At 63.6% G+C, this 21,466-nt stretch carries 19 protein-coding genes; 14 read left to right on the top strand and 5 right to left on the bottom strand.

Translation table 11 applies throughout. The features are described 5' to 3' along the window. Nucleotides 1–14: 14 nt before the first annotated feature. The 3 genes from nqrF (at nucleotide 15) to speB (ending at nucleotide 3,165) form a co-directional block, all read left to right on the top strand. Nucleotides 15–1,238 (top strand): NADH:ubiquinone reductase (Na(+)-transporting) subunit F, encoded by a 1,224-nt coding sequence (gene nqrF, locus ACFMBG_RS11840; RefSeq protein WP_421054904.1) that lies wholly within the window; start codon nucleotides 15–17, stop codon nucleotides 1,236–1,238. A 247-nt stretch (nucleotides 1,239–1,485) separates the two neighbouring features. Next, nucleotides 1,486–1,899, top strand: coding sequence for a RidA family protein (locus ACFMBG_RS11835; RefSeq protein WP_421054903.1), 414 nt, complete (start codon nucleotides 1,486–1,488; stop codon nucleotides 1,897–1,899). A gap of 324 nt (nucleotides 1,900–2,223) precedes the next feature. Continuing rightward, entirely contained in the window at nucleotides 2,224–3,165 is a 942-nt protein-coding gene (gene speB, locus ACFMBG_RS11830; RefSeq protein WP_421054902.1) for an agmatinase, read from the top strand. 381 nt (nucleotides 3,166–3,546) lie between these two features. Here speB and ACFMBG_RS11825 read toward each other — a convergent pair whose 3' ends face one another. Next, the gene (locus ACFMBG_RS11825; protein WP_421054901.1) at nucleotides 3,547–4,485 is read right to left on the bottom strand and encodes a LysR family transcriptional regulator; all 939 of its coding nucleotides are present in this window, start codon (nucleotides 4,483–4,485) and stop codon (nucleotides 3,547–3,549) included. A 63-nt stretch (nucleotides 4,486–4,548) separates the two neighbouring features. Here ACFMBG_RS11825 and cuyA point away from each other — a divergent pair, with 63 nt between their 5' ends. From cuyA to ACFMBG_RS11800, 5 genes are all read left to right on the top strand, one after another. Beyond that, nucleotides 4,549–5,610 (top strand): D-cysteate sulfo-lyase, encoded by a 1,062-nt coding sequence (cuyA, locus tag ACFMBG_RS11820; RefSeq protein ID WP_421054974.1) that lies wholly within the window; start codon nucleotides 4,549–4,551, stop codon nucleotides 5,608–5,610. Between the two features lie 34 nt (nucleotides 5,611–5,644). Beyond that, on the top strand, nucleotides 5,645–6,508 hold the full coding sequence (locus tag ACFMBG_RS11815; protein ID WP_421054900.1) for an amino acid ABC transporter substrate-binding protein: 864 nt from the start codon (nucleotides 5,645–5,647) through the stop codon (nucleotides 6,506–6,508). 72 nt (nucleotides 6,509–6,580) lie between these two features. Further along, nucleotides 6,581–7,297 carry an amino acid ABC transporter permease gene (locus ACFMBG_RS11810; protein ID WP_421054899.1) on the top strand — a complete coding sequence of 239 codons (717 nt, stop codon included), beginning with the start codon at nucleotides 6,581–6,583 and terminating at the stop codon, nucleotides 7,295–7,297. A 3-nt stretch (nucleotides 7,298–7,300) separates the two neighbouring features. Continuing rightward, nucleotides 7,301–7,957, top strand: coding sequence for an amino acid ABC transporter permease (locus ACFMBG_RS11805; protein WP_421054898.1), 657 nt, complete (start codon nucleotides 7,301–7,303; stop codon nucleotides 7,955–7,957). After that, on the top strand, nucleotides 7,954–8,682 hold the full coding sequence (locus ACFMBG_RS11800) for an amino acid ABC transporter ATP-binding protein (protein ID WP_421054897.1): 729 nt from the start codon (nucleotides 7,954–7,956) through the stop codon (nucleotides 8,680–8,682). The genes ACFMBG_RS11805 and ACFMBG_RS11800 overlap by 4 nt, the downstream gene beginning before the upstream one ends. Before the next feature lie 495 nt (nucleotides 8,683–9,177). Here ACFMBG_RS11800 and ACFMBG_RS11795 read toward each other — a convergent pair whose 3' ends face one another. Then, entirely contained in the window at nucleotides 9,178–10,059 is an 882-nt protein-coding gene (locus ACFMBG_RS11795) for a LysR family transcriptional regulator (RefSeq protein ID WP_421054896.1), read from the bottom strand. Between the two features lie 99 nt (nucleotides 10,060–10,158). Here ACFMBG_RS11795 and leuB point away from each other — a divergent pair, with 99 nt between their 5' ends. The 6 genes from leuB to ACFMBG_RS11765 are packed head-to-tail and all read left to right on the top strand — an operon-like array spanning nucleotide 10,159 to nucleotide 18,312. Continuing rightward, on the top strand, nucleotides 10,159–11,244 hold the full coding sequence (gene leuB / locus ACFMBG_RS11790) for a 3-isopropylmalate dehydrogenase (protein ID WP_421054895.1): 1,086 nt from the start codon (nucleotides 10,159–10,161) through the stop codon (nucleotides 11,242–11,244). Next, nucleotides 11,241–12,878 (top strand): GMC family oxidoreductase, encoded by a 1,638-nt coding sequence (locus tag ACFMBG_RS11785; protein ID WP_421054894.1) that lies wholly within the window; start codon nucleotides 11,241–11,243, stop codon nucleotides 12,876–12,878. Before leuB ends, ACFMBG_RS11785 begins: the two co-directional genes overlap by 4 nt. 21 nt (nucleotides 12,879–12,899) lie before the next feature. Further along, the gene (locus ACFMBG_RS11780; RefSeq protein WP_421054893.1) at nucleotides 12,900–14,378 is read left to right on the top strand and encodes an aldehyde dehydrogenase; all 1,479 of its coding nucleotides are present in this window, start codon (nucleotides 12,900–12,902) and stop codon (nucleotides 14,376–14,378) included. An 18-nt stretch (nucleotides 14,379–14,396) separates the two neighbouring features. Next, nucleotides 14,397–15,416, top strand: a complete 1,020-nt coding sequence (locus ACFMBG_RS11775; RefSeq protein ID WP_421054892.1) for a sterol desaturase family protein — start codon at nucleotides 14,397–14,399, stop codon at nucleotides 15,414–15,416. Next, nucleotides 15,413–16,750 (top strand): MmgE/PrpD family protein, encoded by a 1,338-nt coding sequence (locus ACFMBG_RS11770; protein ID WP_421054891.1) that lies wholly within the window; start codon nucleotides 15,413–15,415, stop codon nucleotides 16,748–16,750. The genes ACFMBG_RS11775 and ACFMBG_RS11770 overlap by 4 nt, the downstream gene beginning before the upstream one ends. Then, nucleotides 16,747–18,312: a trimethylamine methyltransferase family protein gene (locus ACFMBG_RS11765; protein WP_421054890.1), complete on the top strand. Its 1,566-nt coding sequence runs from the start codon at nucleotides 16,747–16,749 to the stop codon at nucleotides 18,310–18,312. The genes ACFMBG_RS11770 and ACFMBG_RS11765 overlap by 4 nt, the downstream gene beginning before the upstream one ends. Before the next feature lie 281 nt (nucleotides 18,313–18,593). On the opposite strand, the gene ACFMBG_RS11760 is transcribed toward ACFMBG_RS11765, so the two are convergent. The 3 genes from ACFMBG_RS11760 to ACFMBG_RS11750 all read right to left on the bottom strand — a co-directional run bounded on the left by ACFMBG_RS11760 (nucleotide 18,594) and on the right by ACFMBG_RS11750 (nucleotide 21,455). Continuing rightward, a complete protein-coding gene (locus tag ACFMBG_RS11760) occupies nucleotides 18,594–19,556 on the bottom strand; it encodes a TAXI family TRAP transporter solute-binding subunit (protein ID WP_421054889.1) in 963 nt (320 codons plus the stop codon). Between the two features lie 141 nt (nucleotides 19,557–19,697). Beyond that, nucleotides 19,698–20,663, bottom strand: a complete 966-nt coding sequence (locus ACFMBG_RS11755) for a D-cysteine desulfhydrase family protein (protein ID WP_421054888.1) — start codon at nucleotides 20,661–20,663, stop codon at nucleotides 19,698–19,700. A gap of 63 nt (nucleotides 20,664–20,726) precedes the next feature. Continuing rightward, nucleotides 20,727–21,455: a sulfite exporter TauE/SafE family protein gene (locus ACFMBG_RS11750; RefSeq protein ID WP_421054887.1), complete on the bottom strand. Its 729-nt coding sequence runs from the start codon at nucleotides 21,453–21,455 to the stop codon at nucleotides 20,727–20,729. Between the last annotated feature and the right edge of the window lie 11 nt (nucleotides 21,456–21,466).

Raw genomic sequence — 21,466 nt, 5'->3', positions numbered from 1 at the left:
GAGAGCGCGGAAACATGGAAACTTTCACGCTCGGCGTTGTCCTGTTCACGGTGATCGTGCTGGCGCTGGTGGCCGTCATTCTGGCCGCCCGCTCCCGCCTGGTCTCCACCGGCAACGTCAACATCACCATCAACGGTGAAAAAACCATCTCGGTGCCTGCGGGCGGCAAGCTGCTGCAGACGCTGGCGGCTGAGAAGCTGTTCGTCCCCTCCGCCTGCGGCGGCGGCGGCACCTGTGCCCAGTGCCGGGTGCGGGTGCACTCCGGCGGCGGCTCGATCCTGCCGACCGAGGAAAGCCACATCACCAAGCGCGAAGCCGCCTGCGGCGACCGCCTGTCCTGTCAGGTTTCGGTCAAGCAGGACATGGAAGTCGAAGTCCCCGAAGAGGTCTTTGGCGTCAAGAAATGGCGCTGCAAGGTGCGGTCGAACGATAACGTCGCGACCTTCATCAAGGCGCTGGTGCTGGAACTGCCCGAAGGCGAGGATGTGAACTTCCGCGCTGGCGGCTACATCCAGATCGAGGCGCCTGCCCACCAGCTGTCCTACACCGACTTCGACATCCAGGAGGAGTACCGCGAGGATTGGGACCGCTTCAATCTGTGGCAGTACAAATCCGTCGTGGACGAGCCGGTCGAGCGCGCCTATTCGATGGCGAACTACCCGGACGAAAAGGGCATCATCATGCTGAACGTCCGCGTCGCCTCGCCGCCGCCGGGCTCCACCGATATTCCGGCAGGCAAGATGTCGTCCTACATCTTCAACCTGAAGCCGGGTGATGAAGTCACCATCTCGGGCCCGTTCGGCGAGTTCTTCGCCCGCGACACCCAGAAGGAAATGGTCTTCATCGGCGGCGGTGCCGGCATGGCGCCGATGCGCTCCCATATCTTCGATCAGCTGAAGCGCCTGCAGAACCGCGACCGCAAGATCAGCTTCTGGTACGGCGCGCGCTCGAAGAAGGAGATGTTCTTTGTCGAGGACTTCGACCAGCTGGCCGAGGAGTTCGACAACTTCGAATGGCACGTCGCCCTGTCCGACGCGCAGCCGGAGGATGACTGGAAAGGCTACACCGGCTTCATCCACAACGTTCTCTATGAGGAATACCTCAAGAACCACCCGGCGCCGGAAGACTGCGAATTCTACATGTGCGGCCCGCCAATCATGAACCAGTCGGTGATCAACATGCTGCTGGATCTGGGCGTGGACCGCGAGGACATCATGCTCGACGACTTCGGCGGCTGAGCCGGAGCGCAAAGCGGAAAATCAAAAGTCCCGGATGGAAACATCCGGGGCTTTTTCGTGCCTTCAGGAGAGGGCCGGGCAGGGGGGTGGCATCCGTGCACCCCCTGTACACCCCCCGTGCACCGGCCATGCACCCTTTGGCGGGCAGGCGGCACATGCGGTTTGGCAGAATTTCCCCGGCCGTTGTAAGCTGGGGGCACTGCCGGGGATTTGAGTGCGTGTTTCTAGTTGAACAGTGGAGGCAGCGATGAAGCGTATGTCCGTCAATCCCAGCCAATGGGGTCTGGCCTATCTGATGGATCAGGGCGAGGTGGTGGAGGGTGCCACGCGGCTTCTGCGGTGTTCGGGGCAGGTGGACCTGCAGGAAGATGCGGATGCGCCGCTGGGGGTGACGGTTTCCGCACCCGGCGACATGCGCAGGCAGATCGGGATTGCGCTTGGCAACGTGGACACGATTCTGAGGGACGCTGGCATGGGGCGGCGGAACCTGGTGTTTCTGCGGTTTTTCACCACGGATGTTGACGCCTTTCTGGAGCATTATGATGTCTATGCCGAGTGGATAAGGCCGGCCGGGATCCGGCCGCCGCAGAGCCTGCTCGGCATCCGGCAGCTGGCGCTGCCGGACCTGATGGTCGAGATCGAGGCCGAGGCTGCGGCCTGAAGAAGAAGGGCTGAAATGCAGGTGCTTGCGTGACGCAGGCAATGACCTGTCAGAGCCCGCACTGGACCTTGGTCCAGATACGGTGTTTCGCAATCGCGGCATGTTTCGTGTGTCCGAAAGCGGAAGCGGCGCTGATGGCAGCGCTTGGCCACTGCCGAGCGGGATGAGACCGCCAGCCAGTTAGGTGCGGCCGAAGCTGCGGTTCCGCTTTCGCTACTTGTTCCCAAGCCGGTCTCAAGCAACCTTTCTCCCTGCACAGGACTACCCGATACGCTTGGAAATTATTCTGCAACGCTGTCGCCTTCTGATTTGGGAGACGAAATCATGGTAGATGCAACTGATCGTGCCTTTACGGGAAATCATCAATCCGGAATGGGCTATGAGCCCACCTACAGCGGTGCAACCAGCCTGTTCCGGCGGCTGTATTCCCGTGACCTGGAGGGCGCCGATATCGTCGCCTGGGGTGTGCCCTACGACCTGAGCGTCACCAACCGGCCCGGCTGCCGGTTTGGTCCAAGAAGCATCCGGGCAGCGTCTACCAATGTCGCGTGGGACGGTGGCCCCTGGCACTGGGATTTCGACCCCTTCGAGAAGCTGCGCATGGTGGACTACGGCGATTGTTCGTTTGACCCTGGCTTCCCGATGGAAATCCCGGAGACGATCTTCAGAGAGGCAAAGCAAATTCTGAGCTCCGGGGCCTTCCTTCTGACCATGGGCGGAGATCATTCGGTCACTGAACCGATCCTGCGTGCGCAGGCAGAGCGGCATGGGCCGATCTCGCTGATCCAGATCGATGCGCATTCGGATACATGGGAAGAGCAGCACAGGAGGTTCGACCACGGGTCGATGTTCTACCACGCTGCAAAAGAAGGCATTCTGGATGCTGAACATTCCATCCAGGCAGGCTTGAGGACCTATAATGCCAGCTCGCATGGCTTCAACACGCTGACTGCCGAATTCGTGCATGAGCAAGGCGTCGAGGCGACCGTGAAGCGGATCAAGGAAGTGGTTGGCGGCCGCCCGGCATACCTGACCTTTGACATTGACGCGCTCGACCCGGCCTACGCGCCAGGAACCGGCACGCCGGTCTGCGGCGGGCTGAGCACATGGCAGGCGATCTCATTGATCCGCAAGCTTGGCGGCGTGAATCTGGTAGGCGCGGATGTCGTTGAGGTGTCTCCGCCCTTTGACCACGCCGAGATAACCGCGCTCGCGGGCGCGACGCTGCTGCTGGAAATGACCTGCCTCGCGGCGTCTCAGATGTAAGCCGGAAAGGGCGGGGGCTTCCCCGCCTTTTTTCGTGCGGCAACCAGCTTGCGATTCTCCACTGCGTGTTTGCCGCGTCTATGGCGGCCAAGGTTTGAGCCTGGCAGAAGCGTCACTTTCGCGCCGCGCATGCACACAGCGCCGGGTATTGCTGCGGCAGCGCTGAAGTCTCTGGCAGGCTGCCCTCGGTCAAAGCCAGGCCGGCAATCCAAACTTGAGCCGAAGAACAACCGGGGCCGCCAAGCGGCCCGCGCGGGCCTCGCTTCGCTGCGCGAAAGCTCCGCTCAGCCCGCGCTGCCGGCGGAAATTGCACCAACTGCCGGGACACTGCCCGAGGTAACAAGCGCGGATGGCCGCTGACGCAAGAATTCCGGGCCTCTGTCAAACCAGGTCAGCAACAGATTTCCGGAAAAGGGCCCCGCGTGGATTGGATACATGGGTGTAAAGGACGATATCCAGCGGCAGGCGGCCGTACTCTGGAGAGAGAATAACAACATCGCCGGAGATGATGTGGTTTCGAATGAGGGAGTGAGGCACCCAGGCGGCGCCGCTTCCTTCCAGAACCATCTGGGCAATTCCCACCGAGAACGCGCTTTCCACTGCCGCCGCCGCCGCCCAGGGCCGTTCAGCCCTGTGCTGGTGCAGCGACAAAATCTGCCCGAAGAAACTTTCGGCAGGATAGTCAATGCAGGGCGCATCCGGCGGCAGGATCTGGCCTTCGAGGAGTTCATGCCGCAGCGCGCCGCCAACGACGGGAAGCAGGGTGTCCCGCCGCCAGACATAGCGGTCAACGGTATCGTCAAAAGGCGCCTGCGGCAGTTCGCGGTATTCATAGCTCACAAGGACATCGCCTTCGTGGCGCAGAAACGTGGACATGGCCGCAACCTGATTTTGCGTCCGCAACCGGATTTGCCGCGGCTGGCTGCTTGTGCGGAACTTGCGGAGAAGCTCCGGGACGACCGACGCCGACAGCGAGTGCTGGGTCACCAGCACCAGCGGCTCGCCGCTGCCTTCGGCGTTTTTCAGATGCCCGTGCAATTGCCGCAGATGCGCCAGCAGCGCCCGGATCTGAGATTCGCTTTGCAGCAGTATGGGGGACAATTCCACCCGGTTGGCCTCGCGGACCAGCAAGCTCCTGCCAATCCAATGCTCCAATGCACGTATGCGCCTGGAAAAGGCTGGCTGGGTCACGTTCCTGCGCGCCGCAGCGGCAGTCAGGCTGCGCTCCTCCAGCAGGATCAGAGCATCTTCGAGAAGGCGAGTATCCACGGGCCACTCATACCAAATGTATGGGTAGACTGCAATACTTGCATTGTTCAACGGCTTTTTCAGCGGTTAGCCTTACTAGAAATACGCAAAAGGGATGTATTGATGACCACCGCAGTGACAGAAGACCCAACCGCCGGGGGCGGCAATCTCGCGCTTGTAAAGCGCGCACTTGGCAACTTTCCGCGTGTGCGGCTGGGCCACCTGCCAACCCCTTTGGAGCCCCTGGACAGATTGAGCGAAGAGCTGGGCGGGCCGCGCATCTGGGTCAAGCGCGATGACTGCACCGGCCTCGCCTCCGGCGGCAACAAGACCCGCAAACTGGAATTCCTGATGGCTGAGGCGCTGAAGCTCGGCGCCGATACGGTGATCACCCAGGGGGCCACCCAGTCCAACCATGCCCGCCAGACGGCGGCGGCGGCGGCCAAGCTGGGCCTGGATTGCCACATCCTGCTGGAGGACCGCACCGGGTCGAAGGACGAAGCCTATAATTTCAACGGCAACGTTCTGCTGGACCAGCTGCATGGCGCGACCATCTCCAAACGTGCCGGCGGTGCTGACATGAATGCCGAGATGGAAACCCTGGCCGGTGCGCTGCAGGACCAGGGCCGCAAGACCTACATCATCCCCGGCGGCGGTTCGAACCGCGTCGGTGCGCTGGGGTATGTGAACTGCGCCGCCGAACTGGAGGAGCAGGCCGCGGCGATGGGGCTGAAGATCGACGCGCTGGTCCATGCCACCGGAAGTTCCGGCACCCAGGCCGGGCTGGTGGCGGGCCTTGCGGGCCTTGCAAGCGATATTCATCTGCTGGGGATCGGCGTGCGGGCGCCGCAGGAAAAACAGGAAAGCATGGTCTTCGATCTGGCCTGCAAGACCATGGACTACCTTGGCATGGGGGCCGAAATCGACCGGGCCTCGGTGCGGGCGAATTGCGACTATGTGGGGCCAGGCTACGGGCTGCCGACCGAGGGCATGCGCGCGGCGCTTCTGAAGCTGGCCCGGCTCGAGGGGCTTCTGTTTGATCCGGTCTATTCGGGCAAGGGGGTCGACGGCCTGCTCGACCAGGTCCGCAAGGGCTATTTCGACGGCATGGATAACATCGTGTTCCTGCATACCGGCGGCAGCGCGGCGCTGTTTGGATACCCCGGCATCTTCGGCCTGCCGGGCTATCAGGACTAACGGAAGAAAACACCAGTTCAACAGGGAGAACATCATGAAATTTCTGAAACCAGCGGCCGCCTTGGCCTTCGCTTTGGCCCTGGCGGCCCCGGCCTCCGCCCAGGACCGCACGGGAACCCTGGCCAAGATCGATGCCTCGGGCGAGATTGTCATCGGGCACCGCGAAAGCTCGGTTCCATTCGCCTATCTGGATGAGAACCAGAAACCGGTTGGCTATTCGATCGACCTTTGCATGAAAGTGGTCGATGCCGTGTCTGCGGAACTGGGCAAGGAACTGTCGATCAAATACGTGCCGGTGAACCCGAAGACCCGGATCGCACTGATGGCCAACGGCACCATCGACTTGGAATGCGGCTCGACCACCAACAACCTGGCCCGTCAGGAACAGGTGGAATACCTGCCGACCACCTTCATTACCGGAACCAAGCTGATGGTGCGCAAGGGGTCGGGCATCAGCTCGGTCGCGGACCTGGAAGGCAAAGCCGTTGCGCTGTCGCAGGGGACCACCAACGAGCGCGCGGTCAAGGCTGCCATCGAAGAGCTGGGGCTGGATGTGAAGGTGCTCCCGGTGCGTGACCATGCTGAAGGCATGCTGTCGCTGGAAACCGACCGGGTGGATGTCTATGCCACCGATCATATCCTGCTGTACGGGCTGATCGCCAAGTCCAAGTCACCCGACGCATTCGAGGTTGTGGGCGATTTTCTCTCCTTCGACCCCTATGCGCTGATGGTGCGCCGCGACGACAGCGCCTTTGAACTGGTGGGCAAGAAGGCCCTGGCCGAGGTGTTCCGCTCGGGCGAGATCAACGAGATCTATGCCAAGTGGTTCGATCCGCTGGGCGTTGCGCAGACCGACCTGCTGAAGTCCGCGTTCCAAATCAACGCGCTGCCTGAATAATCTCTTTCCGCACCTGCACGGCCGGGCCTTCGCGGCTTGCGGGGCCCGGCTCCTTCATCAGGGTATACAATCATGAATTACAACTGGAACTGGGGTGTCCTCTTTGAGGAGGAATACCTGGGCTGGCTGATGTCAGGGGTGGGCTGGACCTTTGCGGTCGCGCTTGCAGCCTGGGTTCTGGCTCTGGCCGCCGGCGTGCTGATCGGTGTCGGACGCACCCTGCCGTCAAGGCCCGCTGCCGCCATCTGCACCGCCTATGTCGAGCTTTTCCGCAACGTGCCGCTCCTGGTGCAGCTGTTCCTGTGGTACTTCGTGATGCCCGAAATCGTCCCGGACGATCTGGGCCGCTGGATGAAGCGGGACATGCCGAATCCCGAGTATGTCACGGCGGTGATCGGCCTGGGCCTCTACACCGCCAGCCGCGTGGCGGAACAGGTCCGTGCCGGGATCAACGCTGTGGGCCCCGGCCTGACCAGCGCGGCCTACGCCAACGGCTTCTCCACCGCGCAAACCTACCGCTATGTGCTGCTGCCGATTTCCTTCCGGCTGATCGTGCCGCCGATGACCTCCGAGTTCCTGACCATCTTCAAGAACTCCTCCCTGGCGCTCACCATCGGGCTTCTGGAACTGACCGCGCAAAGCCAGCAGATCGCCGAATACACCTTTCAGGGGTTTGAAGCCTTCACCGCTGCGACGGTCATCTATGTGGTCATTGCGCTTGGTGCGACGGTGATCGCGCAATCGCTTGAAAAATATACCCGTATCCCGGGTTTTGTCGGAAAGGGCTGAGCCATGGGTGATTTTGATCTTTCCGTCATTTCCAGCAACCTTCCCTTCCTGTGGCAAGGGCTGCAACTGTCGCTTTGGCTGACCTTTCTGGCGGTGATCGGCGGCATCATCCTGGGCACCGGCCTGGCACTGATGCGGCTCTCCGGCATCATGCCCCTGGCTCTGGCCGCCGCCGGATATGTGAACCTGATCCGCTCGGTGCCGCTGATCCTGGTGATCTTCTGGTTCTACTTCCTGGTGCCGCTGGCACTGGGCCGCCCGATCGGAGGCTTCTACTCGGCGCTGATCGCCTTTGTCATGTTCGAGGCGGCCTATTATTCGGAAATCATCCGCGCGGGCATCCAATCGGTCCGCAAGGGGCAGGTGCATGCCGGGCAGGCCACCGGCCTCAGCTACTGGCAGATCCAGCGCTATGTGGTTCTGCCGCAGGCGTTCCGGAACATGATCCCGATCCTGGTGACCCAGGGCATCATCCTGTTCCAGGACACCAGCCTGGTCTTCGTCGTCAGCCTGCGCGACTTCATGACCGCATCCTCAATCGTGGCCCGCACCGAGGGCCGGCTGGCGGAAATGTATATTTTCGCCGCGCTTGTCTACTTCACCATTTGCTTCGCCGGCTCGCTCCTTGTCCGGCGCCTTCAGAAGGCCAAAACCGCATGATCAGCATCGAAAACATCTCCAAACGGTACGGCGACTTCCAGGTGCTGACCGATTGCACCACCCATGTCGGCAAGGGCGAGGTCGTGGTGGTCTGCGGGCCGTCCGGCTCCGGCAAGTCGACCCTGATCAAATGCGTGAACGGGCTGGAGCCGGTTCAGCAGGGCCGCATCCTGGTTGAGGATGTGGACGTCACGAAAAAGGGCACCAACCTCACCAAGCTGCGCTCGCGGATCGGCATGGTGTTCCAGCACTTCGAGCTGTACCCGCACATGAGCGTGCGCGAGAACCTGTGCCTGGGCCAGCAGAAGGTTCTGGGCCGGTCGCGCGACGAAGCCAACGCCAAGGCCGAGGCCCTGATCAGCCGGGTCGGGCTGCTGCCGCACATCGAGAAGTTCCCCGGGCAGCTGTCGGGCGGCCAGCAGCAGAGGGTGGCGATCAGCCGGGCCCTTGCGATGGACCCGATTGCGATGCTTTTCGACGAGCCGACATCAGCCCTTGATCCGGAAATGATCAACGAGGTTCTGGATGTGATGGTCGAGTTGGCGCAGGACGGCATGACGATGATGGTTGTCACCCACGAGATGGGCTTTGCCCGCAAGGTGGCGGACCGGGTGGTGTTCATGGATGCCGGCCGGGTGGTCGAGGACCGCCCTACGGAGGACTTCTTCGGCAACCCCGAAAGCGAACGTGCGCAGGACTTCCTGAGCAAGATTCTGAACCATTAGGCTTGCCCGGCAGGCTTGCGCCGGCAGCTGTCTTCGGCTTCTGGCGCAACCTGTGCACCCCCGGAAAGAAACCGGCTGGAACCGGCCGTTAGGCGGAGCGCCGGCAAGGCTTCGCCCGCGCCGCTTATTGTCGTGACCGGCCGAGGCGAATGACCGGATTGAAGCTCGCGTCTCAGCCCGGCTTTCAAGGACCGTTCCGGTGAAATCTGATGCGTCTCCGAAATGCTGCTGCTGCGGGCGGATCGGTCATTCGGATCAAGTGCGGCGGAGAATGAAGAGGCAAAGGCCGGGCCGGGTGTTTGAAAGGCCTGATGTTCGAAAGGACCGTCTGTTCCGCGGGCAAAACCCCAACAACTAAATACTATGGGGGGTTCCTGGGGGGCTTGGCCACTGGCACCCACCGCCGCCGAGGCCGGCACCCGTAAGGCTCCGCAGGTTGGGAGCCCTTGTTCGGACGGGCGGCAGCAGTGCGGGCCTGCCCGGCGCTGGATATGATCACTCGAGCCGTCCGATCCAGTCCAGAAAATACGTTGTTCCAGCCTTTCGGGCGCCCGTTGGAGTCAAGGAGCAGTAATACCCGCGTTGGGTTTTGCATTCGTGCTCGCAAGCAAGCGCCAGCGTTCCGTTCGCCAGAAACTCATCCAGTATGTGGCGCCAGCCAATGCCGACCCCCAGACCGTTCTGGATGGCCCGCAAGTAGACCATGTAGCTGAGGTAACTGTCATGGGCGGGCGGTTTGGGGGGGACAACACCGGTTTCCTGAAAGAAGCGGTTCCAGTCCTTGTTATGGTCTGAACTGTTCAAATGAAGCAGCTTTTGCTGTCCCAGCGATGGCAGGTCCATCGGTGCTCCATCACGCAAAAGACCGGGGTGGCAGACGGCAATCATCGTTTCCTTGAAGATCAGCCGGCTCTCTGCCCCGGCCAGGCCGTCTTCGCCGAACAGGATGACCGCATCGCATTTCCCGGGGTCGAAATCCGCGTTCTGATCCCGGGTGATGACCTGCAGCTTGATATCCGGAAAGGCCGCCTGAAACCCGGCCAGGCGGGGCAGCAGGTAGAGGCTGGTAAACCCGATGCTGGCGCTGACGATGATGGTTTCATCGCCGCTCCGGGCGCGCAGTGTCTCAAGCCCCTCGCGGATTGCATCAAAGCCTGCGGCGACTGCCCCGGCCAGGATTTCCCCTTCCTCTGTCAGTGTCAGGCGCGGTTTGCTTCGGAGGAAAAGGGAAACGCCCAAATCCGCCTCCAGCGCCGCGATGTGCCGGCTGACCGCGGGCTGCTGCACGTTCAGCTCTTGTGCGGCGCGCGAAAAACTCAGGCAGCGCGCCGCCGCCTCGAAGGCGTTGATCTGATGGAGAGGGATCCGGCGGGACACCATCATTCCTTTGATGAACTATATGCATTCACCATTTCCGCCTTTTTCCAAGTTTTCAACTGCGCAATGCTGAATTGAACATTGAAGAAGGAATGATCCGTGCGGAAACAGGTTCTGGCCCTGGGCGGCGATGGGATTGGCCCTGAAATCCTGGAACAGGGCCTGCGGGTTGCCCGCCATCTGGCCGCGCGCTCCGGCATCGACCTGTCGGTGGAGCATGGCCTGCTGCACGGGGCCTCATGGGAGGCTTACGGAACCTTCTGCACCCCCGATGTGCTTGCCCGGGCGCGGGCTTCGGACGCAGTCCTGGCCGGCGCCGTTGGCGGCCCGCAGTGGGACGGTATCCAGGTGCCGGGCGGGGCCGAATGCCAGGACGGGCTGATGTATCTGCGCCACCACTTGCAGACTTATCTGGGCCTGCGGCCTGCCCGCGCCTGGGGGGCGCTTCTGAACCGCACACCATTTCGAGCGGGTTTGGCGGACAGGGCCGATGTGCTGATCCTGCGCGAAATGTGCGGCGGGGCGATGTTCGCAACTGAGCGCGGGCGGCGCGACGTGAACGGACTGCGGCAGGGCTTTGACCTGACAGCCTATGACGAGGCCGAGGTTGCCCGTTTCGCCCACGGCGGGTTCCAGCTGGCGCGCAAGCGGCGCGGACGGCTGGTCAGCTGCGACAAGTCCAACGTGATGGAAAGCTACAAGCTCTGGCGCGAGGTTGTCACCGAAGTGGCCCGCCACTACCCGGATGTGGCGTTCGAGAACATGTTCGCGGACAACTGCGCCTACCAGCTGATGATGCGCCCGCATGATTTCGACGTGGTGATCGGCTGCAACCAGCTGGGCGATGTGCTCAGCGATCTGACCGCGGTTTACGCCGGATCCCTGGGCATGCTGCCCTCGGCCTGCCTGTCAGCCAATCCGGACGGCGGGCCGGTCTTCGGACTCTATGAAAGCACCGCCGGATCCGCCCCTGACATCGCGGGGCAGGGCATTGCCAATCCCGTTGGCACCATCCTGTCCATCGGCATGATGTTCACCTACAGCTTCGGGCTGCCTGCGGCCGGAAAGCAGGTCGAAGATGCGGTCGCTGAGGTTCTGCAGTCCGGGGTCATGACGCCCGATCTGGGCGGGACAGCCACAGGTGCGGCGATGACCGATGCGATCCTCGAAAGGCTTGGAGGGTGAGCGCGTTTGACTATGTCATCGCCGGCGGCGGGTCCGCCGGTTGTGCGCTGGCGGCGCGGCTGGCCGAAGACCCCGGTGTTTCGGTCTGCCTCGTTGAGGCCGGCGGCAAGGGGCGCGGCCTGTTCATCCGGATGCCCGCGGGAAACGGGTTTGTCTTTGGCAACCCAAAGCTCGACTGGGGCTACACTTCAGTCCCGCAGCCGGGACTGAACGCGCGCCGGGTCTATTTCCCGCGCGGCAAGGCCCTGGGCGGGTCCTCCATCGTCAATGGCATGATCTATATGCGCGGGGTGGCGGCGGACTACGACGCCTGGCAGCAGAGGGGGCTCGACGGCTGGTCCTATGCGGATGTGCTGCCGTATTTCCGCCGGTCCGAAGGCGCGCGGTTCCGGCGCGACGCCTGGCACGGGGCGGACGGGCCCCTGAAAACCGAGCCGGCGCGGAATTTCGGAGAGATGGAGCAGGCATTCCTCGACGCCGCCGCGGCTGCCGGGCACCAAAGGATCGACGATTTCAACGGGCCGCTCCGCACCGGCGTGGCGCGCAATGACAGCACTGTTTCAAAAGGCGTGCGGCAATCCTCGGCGATTGCCTATCTGAAGAAGCCCCCGCGCAATCTGACGATCCGCACCCGCACCCAGGTCGCGCGGGTCGTGATCGAGAACGGCAGGGCGGCGGGGGTGCAGACGCAGAGCGGAGAAGTGATCCGTGCCGCGCGCGAAGTGATCCTGTGCCAAGGAGCCATTGGCACGCCGCAGCTGCTGATGCTGTCGGGGATCGGACCCGCGGATCATCTGGCCGGGCATGGGATTAACGTGGTGGCCGATCTGCCCTCCGTGGGCGCGCATCTGTCGGATCATCCTGATGTGCCGTTGCAATACGGCTCGGACCGGCTGGATCTGAGCCACGCCAGATACCAGCGGCTGGACCGTGCGGCCAAGCTGATGGGGCACTGGCTGCTGAATGGCGGCGGCCCCGGAGGCGGGGCGTTCTTTTCCACGGTGCTGTTTCATGCCTTTGGCGACCCGGCCCTGCCTGAGCTGGAGGTTTTCATGACCCCCATGGTGGTCGAGGAAAACCTCGGCAACGGCGCCGGGGAGGGCGTGCCGGTGCTGCAACGGCTCGGACGCAAACTGCTGGTGCGCGGGCGCAAGATGGCCCGGCCGGGGGTGCAGATCGACATCAACCTCGAACGGCCCCGGTCCGAAGGCACGGTGCGGCTGGCCAGCGCGGACCCAAGGGCCCATCCGGTGATCGACCCGAATTACTTTGCCGATCCCCACGATATCGGCGTTTTGAAACGCGGGGTTGCGGTGATGCGGGAGGTGATGGCCCAAAACCCGATTGCACGGCTTGTCACCGGCGAGACCGGCGTGTGGAAAGACGCCCGATCCGACGCCGAAGTCACCCAGGCCATTCGCGAAACCGCCTATACCGGCCATCACCTGGCCTGCACGGCCCGCATGGGCGACGTGCTGGACAGCCAGCTGCGCGTGCATGGGGTTGAGGCGCTGCGGGTTTGCGATGCGTCGGCCATGCCCGCGCAAATCACTGGCAACCTCTATGCCACGGTGGTCATGATGGCGGAAAAGGCCGCCGACATGATCCTTGGCCGTGCGCCCTTGGCCCCCTGAATTCCCGATGGAGACCGCCAAATGACGATCCGAAACTTTCAGTTTTTCGTCGGCAACGCGTGGCACGACCCCGCGGAGGGCGGCTATATCGACAGCGAAAATCCCGCGAACGGGCAGGTCTGGGCGCGGGTGCCCGATTGCCGGTCCGCAGATGTCGGCCGTGCGGTGGCTGCGGCGAAATCCGCCTTCTACGACGGCCCCTGGGGGCGGATGCACCCGGCGGAGCGCGGGCGCTGCCTGCGGCGCATGGGCGATGCGGTCTCGAAACACGCCGAGCGGCTGGGATCGGTCGAGACCCAGGACAACGGCAAGCTGCCGTCGATGATCACGCCGGGGCTGCGCGAGGGGCAATGGCTGGTTGACAGCTTCCACTATTACGCGGGCATGTGTGACAAGTTCGAAGGCCGCGTGATCCCGGCCGAGGCCCCGGACATCCATAATTACGTCAAATGGGAACCCTTTGGCGTGGTGGCGCAGGTGCTGCCGTGGAACTCGCCGCTCGGGACCCTGTTCTGGAAACTGGCGCCCTGTCTTGCGGCCGGAAACACGGTGGTGATCAAGCCGTCGGAGCATTCAAGCTGTTCCACCCTGGACCTGATGGAGGTGCTGCTGGAGGCCGACTTGCCGCCGGGCGTGCTGAACGTGGTCACGGGCTATGGCCCAACCACCGCCGCGCCGATGATCGAACACCCGGATGTGCGCATGGTCAGTTTCACTGGCGGCACGGCCGGCGGGCGCGCGGCCGCGGTTGCCGCGGCCCGGCAGGTCAAACCGGTGGTGATGGAGCTTGGCGGAAAGTCCCCCCAGATCGTTCTGCCGGACGCCGATCTGGACCTGGCGGTAAACGGCGCTGCTGCGGGCATCTTCCCGCCGGGCGGCCAAAGCTGCATCTCCGGCTCGCGGCTTCTGGTGCATCGCGGCATCATCGGTGAATTCACGGAGCGGCTGGTTGAGGTCGTCAAGAAGGCCCGCGTGGGTGATCCGCTGGATCCTGCCACCCAGATCGGCCCGATGGCCAACAGGCCGCATTACGAAAATGTCCTGAAACGGATCGGGGCCGCAGAGAAAGCCGGCCACAGGCTGCTGCTGGATGGCCGCAGCGCCTGCCGGGACTCCGGATATTACATTGGCCCGACAATCTTTGCCGATGTCCCCAACAGTGCCGATCTGGCCCAGAACGAGGTCTTTGGCCCCGTCGCCAGCACCGAGGCCTGGGACGACGAAGACCAGGTCATCCATACTGCCAATGACACGGATTACGGCCTCGCCGCCGGCATCTGGACCCACGATGTGGCAAAGGCGATGCGCATGGCCGACCGGATCGAGGCCGGCACGGTTTACATCAACAACTACTTCAACGCCGCCACCCAGTCCCCCGTCGGCGGCCGCAAGCAATCGGGCTACGGGCGCGAGAACGGCTGGGACGGCATGCGGTGCTTCCTCCAGACCAAATCCGTCTGGCTTTCCACCAGCCCCAGCCAGCCTGATCCCTTTGCCTGAATTCGCGAGGTCTGACAAATGGAACGCAAGCGCAACGCCGCCTGGAACCACCACCCCGATCTGCCGATCCCGGTTTCGCCGATCCTGAACTGGCCGCCAAGGCCCCTGGCCTGGCTGAAGTGGCTTTCGGCCTATTGGCTTGCGCTGAGTTCCGTCACGGTCGAGCTGTTTCTTGCCTGGGCTGTCTACCAGTGGTTTCAGCCCGGCTGGGAGGAGATGCAGAGCCTTGCGCCCGCGTGGATGCTGCAAATCTGGCTGCGCAATTTCCTGTTGCTGGTGCTTGTCGCCGGGGGCCTTCACCTGTGGTTCATCACGCTCAAGGGCCAGGGAAAAAAGCTGAAATTCGACGGCCGCGATCAAGCGGCGGACAACGGCCACTTCACGTTCCGCAATCAGGTCCGCGACAACATGTTCTGGTCGATCGCGTCCAGCCTGACCTGCTGGACATTATATGAGACCGGCTATTTCTGGGCGGCTGCGAATGGGATGGTGCCGCAGATCACCCTGGCGTCAAATCCCGTCTGGTTCCTCGCCTGGCTGGTGATCATTCCGGTCTGGTCCAGCTTTCACTTCTACTGGGCGCACCGCCTGCTGCACTGGCCGCCGATGTACCGCCTGGCCCACTCGCTGCATCACCGGAACATCAACATCGGCCCTTGGGCCGGCATTTCGATGCACCCGGTCGAAGCCGTCCTGTACTTTTCGACGCTGCTCATTCACTTCATCGTGCCCTCGCACCCGATCCACTTCCTGTTTCATTGCTACGTGAACGGCCTCAACCCGTGTGTGTCGCATTCAGGCTTTGAAAAAATCAGCGTGAAGGACAGGAACCGTTTCAACGCGGGCGACTTTTTCCACCAGCTGCACCACCGCTATTTCGAGTGCAACTACGGCACCGCCGAGATGCCATGGGACGTGATCTTCGGCTCGTTCCACGATGGCAGCGAAGACGCCACCCGCATCACCCGTGAACGCAAGAAGCGCATGCACGCCCACGGCAAGGACAGGATGCCCGCAGCACAGGACAAGGTGTCATGACCGCGGTTTCCCGGCTGGCGGCCTTTGCGGTTTCGGCAGCGCCGGATGCCGGGCTGAAACAGGTGATTGCCCCGGCGGTCGCGGATTGCTTCGGCTGCATCCTGGCCGGGGCCGGCAGCAGCGTTGCCCGCCGGGTGACGCAGGCGCTGGCCGCATTCGGTCCGGGCCCGGTCCCCCTCTACGGCACCAGCGATACGCTCAGCGCGCCGATGGCCGCGCAAATCAACGCCGTCGCAGGCCATGCGTGGGACCTCGATGACTGGGAGGAACCGGGGAACACGCACCCAACGGTGATCCTGCTGCCAGCCCTGCTGGCGGCCAGCCATATCCGCAGGTCCGGCGGCGCGGATCTGTTTGCCGCCTATGCCGTCGGGGCCGAGATCATCATGCGCCTTGGCGAGGCCGTGTCGCTGGACCACTACGCGCGCGGCTTTCACTCCACGGCAACTCTTGGCGTCATTGGCGTTGCGGGCGCAGCAGCCCGATTGCTGCGCTTGACAGAGGAGCAGACAGCGCATGCCCTTGCGTTGGCGGTGTCCCAATCCGCCGGTTTCACGCTGCAGTTCGGCTCCAATGCCAAACCCCTTCAGGCAGGGTGGGCTGCACGGGGCGGGCTGGAGGCCGCGCTGCTTGCCGCGCAAGGCGTCACGGGTCAGCCTCATGTCCTGGACCATGCACGCGGCTTCGCGGGGCTCATGGCCGATTTTGATCCCCGGCGGTTCTCGCAGGCATTGGACAGGCTTGGCGCCCCCTGGGCCTTGGACGAATACGGGCTCGTCCTCAAACCCTGGCCGTCCTGCGGATACACACACCGGCTGATGACGGCGGCGCTGGAGTTGCGCCCCGCCCTTGCAGGGCGGCTTTTCGGGATAACGTCGATCCGCGCCAGCATGCCCGATTTTCACGCGGCGATCCTACCCTTTGACCGCCCGCGCACGCGGACTGAAGCCCTGTTCTCTGTCCCTGCCTGCATTGCCCAAATGCTCGTGTCCGGGAACCTGACCCTTGACGACAGCGCCGGCGCATTCTGGGAACAGCCGGAGACTGCCCGGCTCATCAGCCTGACGATGGTTGCTCCTGAGCCGGCCAAAAGGCCTGAAATGAACTATGATCCGCGTCAGCCGGATCAGCTGACGATCAGTCTGGCGGGCGGAGAGGTGTTGCAATCCGCCTGCGCCTACCCGCTCGGGGCTGCGCAAAACCCCATGACCCCGGACCAGCTGGACGCGAAATACCGGGCTCTGACGGGGCACCCCGAAGACACCTTCACCAGCCTTCTCCAATGGCCGGATGCACCGGACATTGCCGCATTTTTCCGGAGGATTTCCGCATGACCCACCGCAAACGCTCAGGCGGCCGCGCCGCACGCCGGCAAATCCGCGGCGGCGGTGCCGGATCCGGCCCGACCCCGGCAATCTGGCCCGGGATCGAAGGCGGCCGGTTCGCGCCCTTGTCCCGATCCGAAATCGGCATGATCGACCAGACCGCCATGCGCATCCTCGAAGAGATCGGCGTCAAAGGCGCCACGCAATCCTGCATCGGCACGGTTTGCGCCGCGGGCGGCACCCTGAGCGAAGATGGCCGCCTGCTGATGCCTGAAACCCTGGTGCGCGAGGTTCTGAAAACCGCAGGCCGGGGGTTCAAACTGCATGGTCTGAAGCCGGAGTTCGATATCGACCCGTCCGGCAGCCGCACCCATTTCGGCACATCCGGCGCGGCGGTGCATATCATCGACAGCGAGACCGGCAAGATCCGCGACAGCACCCTGCGCGATCTCTACGATATGGCGCGTCTTGCGGACCAGTTGCCCAATATCCACATGTTCCAGCGGACCGTTGTTGCCCGGGACATCACCGACCCGCGTGAGATGGATCTCAACACCGCCTATGCCTGCATGAAAGGCACCGCAAAGCCCACGGGCACCTCTTTCGGCTCGGCCGGGGTGATGGAAGAGGCGGTGCAGATGATGGCAATGGTCACCGGCGGTCCGGATGCCTTGCGCGCCCGCCCGCCGATGTGTGTTTCCACCTGTTTCATCGTCCCGCCGCTGACCTTTGCCGAAGAAGCGCTTGGGGTGATCGAATGCGCTGCCAGATACGGCATCCCGCTCAAACTGGTTTCGGCGGGGCAAGCGGGTGCGACCAGCCCCGCCCCGCTGGCAGGGGCCGTGGCGCAGCAGACCGCCGAGGTGCTCGCCGGTGTCGTCTATGTCAACCTGCTGAACCCGGGCCACCCCGCCACCTTCGGCGCCTTGCCCTTTGTCAGCGATTTGCGCACCGGTGCGATGTCGGGCGGCAGTGCCGAGCAGGGCCTGCTGATGGCGGCCTGTGCCCAGATGGCCCGGTTCTATGACATCCCCTGCGCCGTAAGCGCGGGGATGACCGACAGCAAACTTCCCGATTTCCAGGCGGGTTACGAAAAGGGCTACACCGAGTTGCTGGCCTCCCTGGCCGGGGCAAACCTGATCTATGAGGCGGCCGGCATGTACGGCTCGCTCCTGGGGGCATCGCTGGAAAGCTTCGTTCTGGACAATGACCTGATCGGGTCGGTCATGCGCGCGACCCGGGGCTTCGAGGTGAGCGATGAAACGCTGTCCCTCGAAACCATACGGGATGTCTGCGTCGGCGGGCCGGGGCACTTCCTAGGCCATGACCAGACGATCAACCGCATGGAAAGCGACTATTTCTACCCGGCAATGGCGGACCGGCGCACCCCCCAGGAATGGGCGGGGGCATCCAACAAGGACCTTCTTGAACACGCCCGGGCGCGCACCAGGGAAATGCTGGCCCAGCCCGCGCCCGCGCACATCCCTGACGAGGTGGATCAAGCCATTCGCCGGCATTTCCCAATTCGCCGGCTTGGAGATGGCCTGGAACCGGTCCTGGTGCAAAGCTGACATTTGCCGCCGCAGCAGTTTGGGGCGGGTTGAGCTGTGTAAGATCATTGGCATGTTGCCGGGGAATGACCGGCCGCCTGCCAGAAGCGGCAGGACCGCCAGAGCCCCCGTTTGCCGGTGTCCCCGCCAGACCGCCCGCATCGGGGGAGCTGACAAGCTCCTGAAGCTCCGCTTAGCCGGCCGCTGCTGTTTTCCCGAAGCAGCGTTTCCATCCCCCCTGCCTTGCCTGCCTTGCCTGCCTTGCCAAAGCCGGAGGCAGCACACCGCCTCCGGAAAATGTGTCATTCAAGCAAGCCCTGCTCGCGGTAGTACTTCAGGGCTCCGGGGTGGATCGGCGCGGACAGGCCGGCCGACACCATTTCCTCTTTGGTCAGGCTGGCAAAGGCCGGATGGAACTTCCGGAAGTCATCGAAGTTGTTGAAGATCGACGAGACCAGCGCATAAACGGCCTCATCCGGGACCCTGGCGGAGGTGACAAGCGTCGCGCCGACGCCGAAGGTCGCAACGTCACCATCGGTGCCGCGGTACATGCCGCCGGGGATGGTGGCGGAACGGTAGTAGGCGTTGCCGCTGATCAGGCCTTCCACCGCCTCGCCGGTCACCGGCACCAGCTTGGCGGCGCAGGTGGTTGCCGCTTCGGTCAGGTTGCCCGAGGGGTGGCCTGCGGTGATGATGAAGGCATCAATCTGGTTGTCGCAAAGCGCGCTGGACTGCTCGGCCGACTTCAGCTCAGCCGCCAGGGCGAAGGTGTCCTTGGTCCAGCCCTTGGCCTCCATCAGCACCTCCATGGTGCCGCGCTGGCCCGAGCCGGGGTTGCCGATGTTGACGCGCTTGCCCGCCAGGTCGTCGAAATGCTCGATGCCCGCATCGGCCCGAACCATCACGTTGAACGGCTCCGCATGGACTGAGAACACCGCCCGCAGGTCCTCGAAAGGCCCTGTCGCTGCAAACTTGGAGGTGCCGTGCAGGGCGTGGAACTGCCAGTCTGACTGGGCGACGCCGAATTCCAGCTCGCCTTCCCGGATGGTGTTGATGTTGTAAACCGAGCCGCCGGTGGATTCGACGGTGCAGCGCACGCCGGTTTCCTTGCGGTTCTTGTTCATCAGGCGGCAGATCGAACCGCCGGTGGGATAATAGACGCCGGTGACGCCGCCAGTGCCGATGGTCACGAACTGTTCAGCCTGGGCCGCCGCCGTTCCGAAGGCCATGGTCAGTGCGGTTGCAAGGATCAGGTTCTTTCTCATCGTTTCCTCCCTTTGAGAATGATTGCCTATGTTGAAGCTGCGCGCCGTTTCCCGGCGCAAATGGCCAGCAGGAACCCGCCGCACTCCGGTGGTTCGCCAGAGTGCGCTTCACTCAGCCACGGGCCGCAGGTTCCTGTTATGTCAGTTTGGCTGCAGCTCCTCCTGGTATCCGAAGAGCGCAGGCTGCCCGCCGGTGTGCAGCATGACGACCTTCTGCCCTTTCCGGATCACGCCTTCCTCGAGCAGGCCCAGAAGCCCGGCAAAGGTCTTGGCGGTATAGACCGGATCCAGGAAGATGCCCTCGGTGCGGGCCATCAGGGTCAGCGCCTCGCGGGCGCTGCTGCCAACCCGCCCGTAGCCAGGCGCCAGCGCGCCGTCCCAGACGTTGATGCTATCCATCACCAGCGCCGGATCGAACTTCATCAAATCCGCCAGTTTGCCCAGCACCTTCTGCATCCGGGCGTGCTGCTGGTCCTGATCGCGGCGGACGCAAATGCCGTAGACCGGCGCGGTTTGCCCGGACAGCCGCAGGCCGGTCAGGAAGCCGCCATGGGTCGAGCCGCTGCCCGACGGAACCACTGCCGCGTCGAAATCTCCAATCTGATCATTCAGCGCTGCCCCGCCGGGCACATACCCAAGCGCGCCAAGCGGCGGATGATTCATGCCCAGATGGATCACATAGGGTGTGCGCCCCGCCGCCCGCAGCCGGTCGGCGCGTTCGTGCAGCGCATTGTCGGCACCGGCTTCATCCTCGCCCAGGGGGTAGCTCATATGCTCGGCTCCCAGGATCTGCGCCAGAAGCACGTTGCCGGAGCGGTAGTAAAGACCGCCCATGCCCGGCACCCGCTCCTCCAGCTGCAGCACCGATTGCATGCCCAGCTTTGCAGCCGCGGCAGCCGCTGAGCGGACGAAGTTCGATTGCACCGCGCCGGTGATCAGAATGGTATCCGCCCCCTGCTGCTGCGCTTCGCCGAAATAGAACTCCAGCTGGCGGGTCTTGTTGCCGCCAAAACTGAGGCCGGTCAGGTCGTCCCGCTTGATCCACAAATCAATTCCAAGGCAGTCCGACAGACGCTCCAGCCGCTCAACCGGCGTTTCCCCTGTCATCAATCTGACGCGCGGAAACTCCGCAAGCTTCGCAGCAATGTTCATCCGTTCAGTCATTTCTTGTCATCCGATCAGATAGGCACGCCGGAACAGGGCGGCACAGGCGAAAATGGAGATTACGCGGATTGCAAGCGTGATGGCGGCTTGCGGCAGATGAGGGCCGATCAGGCGGCCCAGCAGGCTGCCGAGAACGGCCGCCGCCGCGAACTGCCAGAGCCAGGGGGCACGGGCAAAGGCGGCCCAGTCCGACAGGCAATGCAGGGCAAAGGCTGTGCCATAGGCGGCCAGCGCCACCGGCTGCACCAGCTTGCGGGCTTCCTGGGCGGTCCGCCCGGACGCCAGCAGGCCCAGAACCATTAGCGGCCCGGGTGTCGCGGCCCAGACCGTGGCCAGCCCCGACAGGCCCGAGATTGCCCGGAACCCATGCCGGCCGGCAGGGCTGCTTTGCTTTTTCAGCGATGAGGCTACGCCGATCAGAAGAAGGATGGCGGTCAGCGACAGGACCGTGCGCTCTGACAGATAGGGATAGATCAGCAGCCCCAGCACGATCCCTGCGAGGCATCCAGACACGGCATTCCGGATCAGGGGCTTGTCCCGCAGCCACGCCTGACGGTCGGTTGCGAGAGCCGAGACCATCGTGTTCAGCATCAGCAGCACAGGGACCGCCGTGGCGGTTCCCAGCAGCACCATCATCACCGGCGCGGCCACGATGCTGAAACCGACCCCGACCGCCGCCTGAATCCCGGCGCCGGCAGTGATGGCAAGCAGCAGTACGGCGAAGTCGGCGGGCACGGCGGTCTCCT

This window comes from Leisingera coralii (assembly GCF_049056525.1).
GTDB lineage: Bacteria > Pseudomonadota > Alphaproteobacteria > Rhodobacterales > Rhodobacteraceae > Leisingera > Leisingera coralii.
This window is presented reverse-complemented; position numbering and strand designations above follow the sequence as displayed.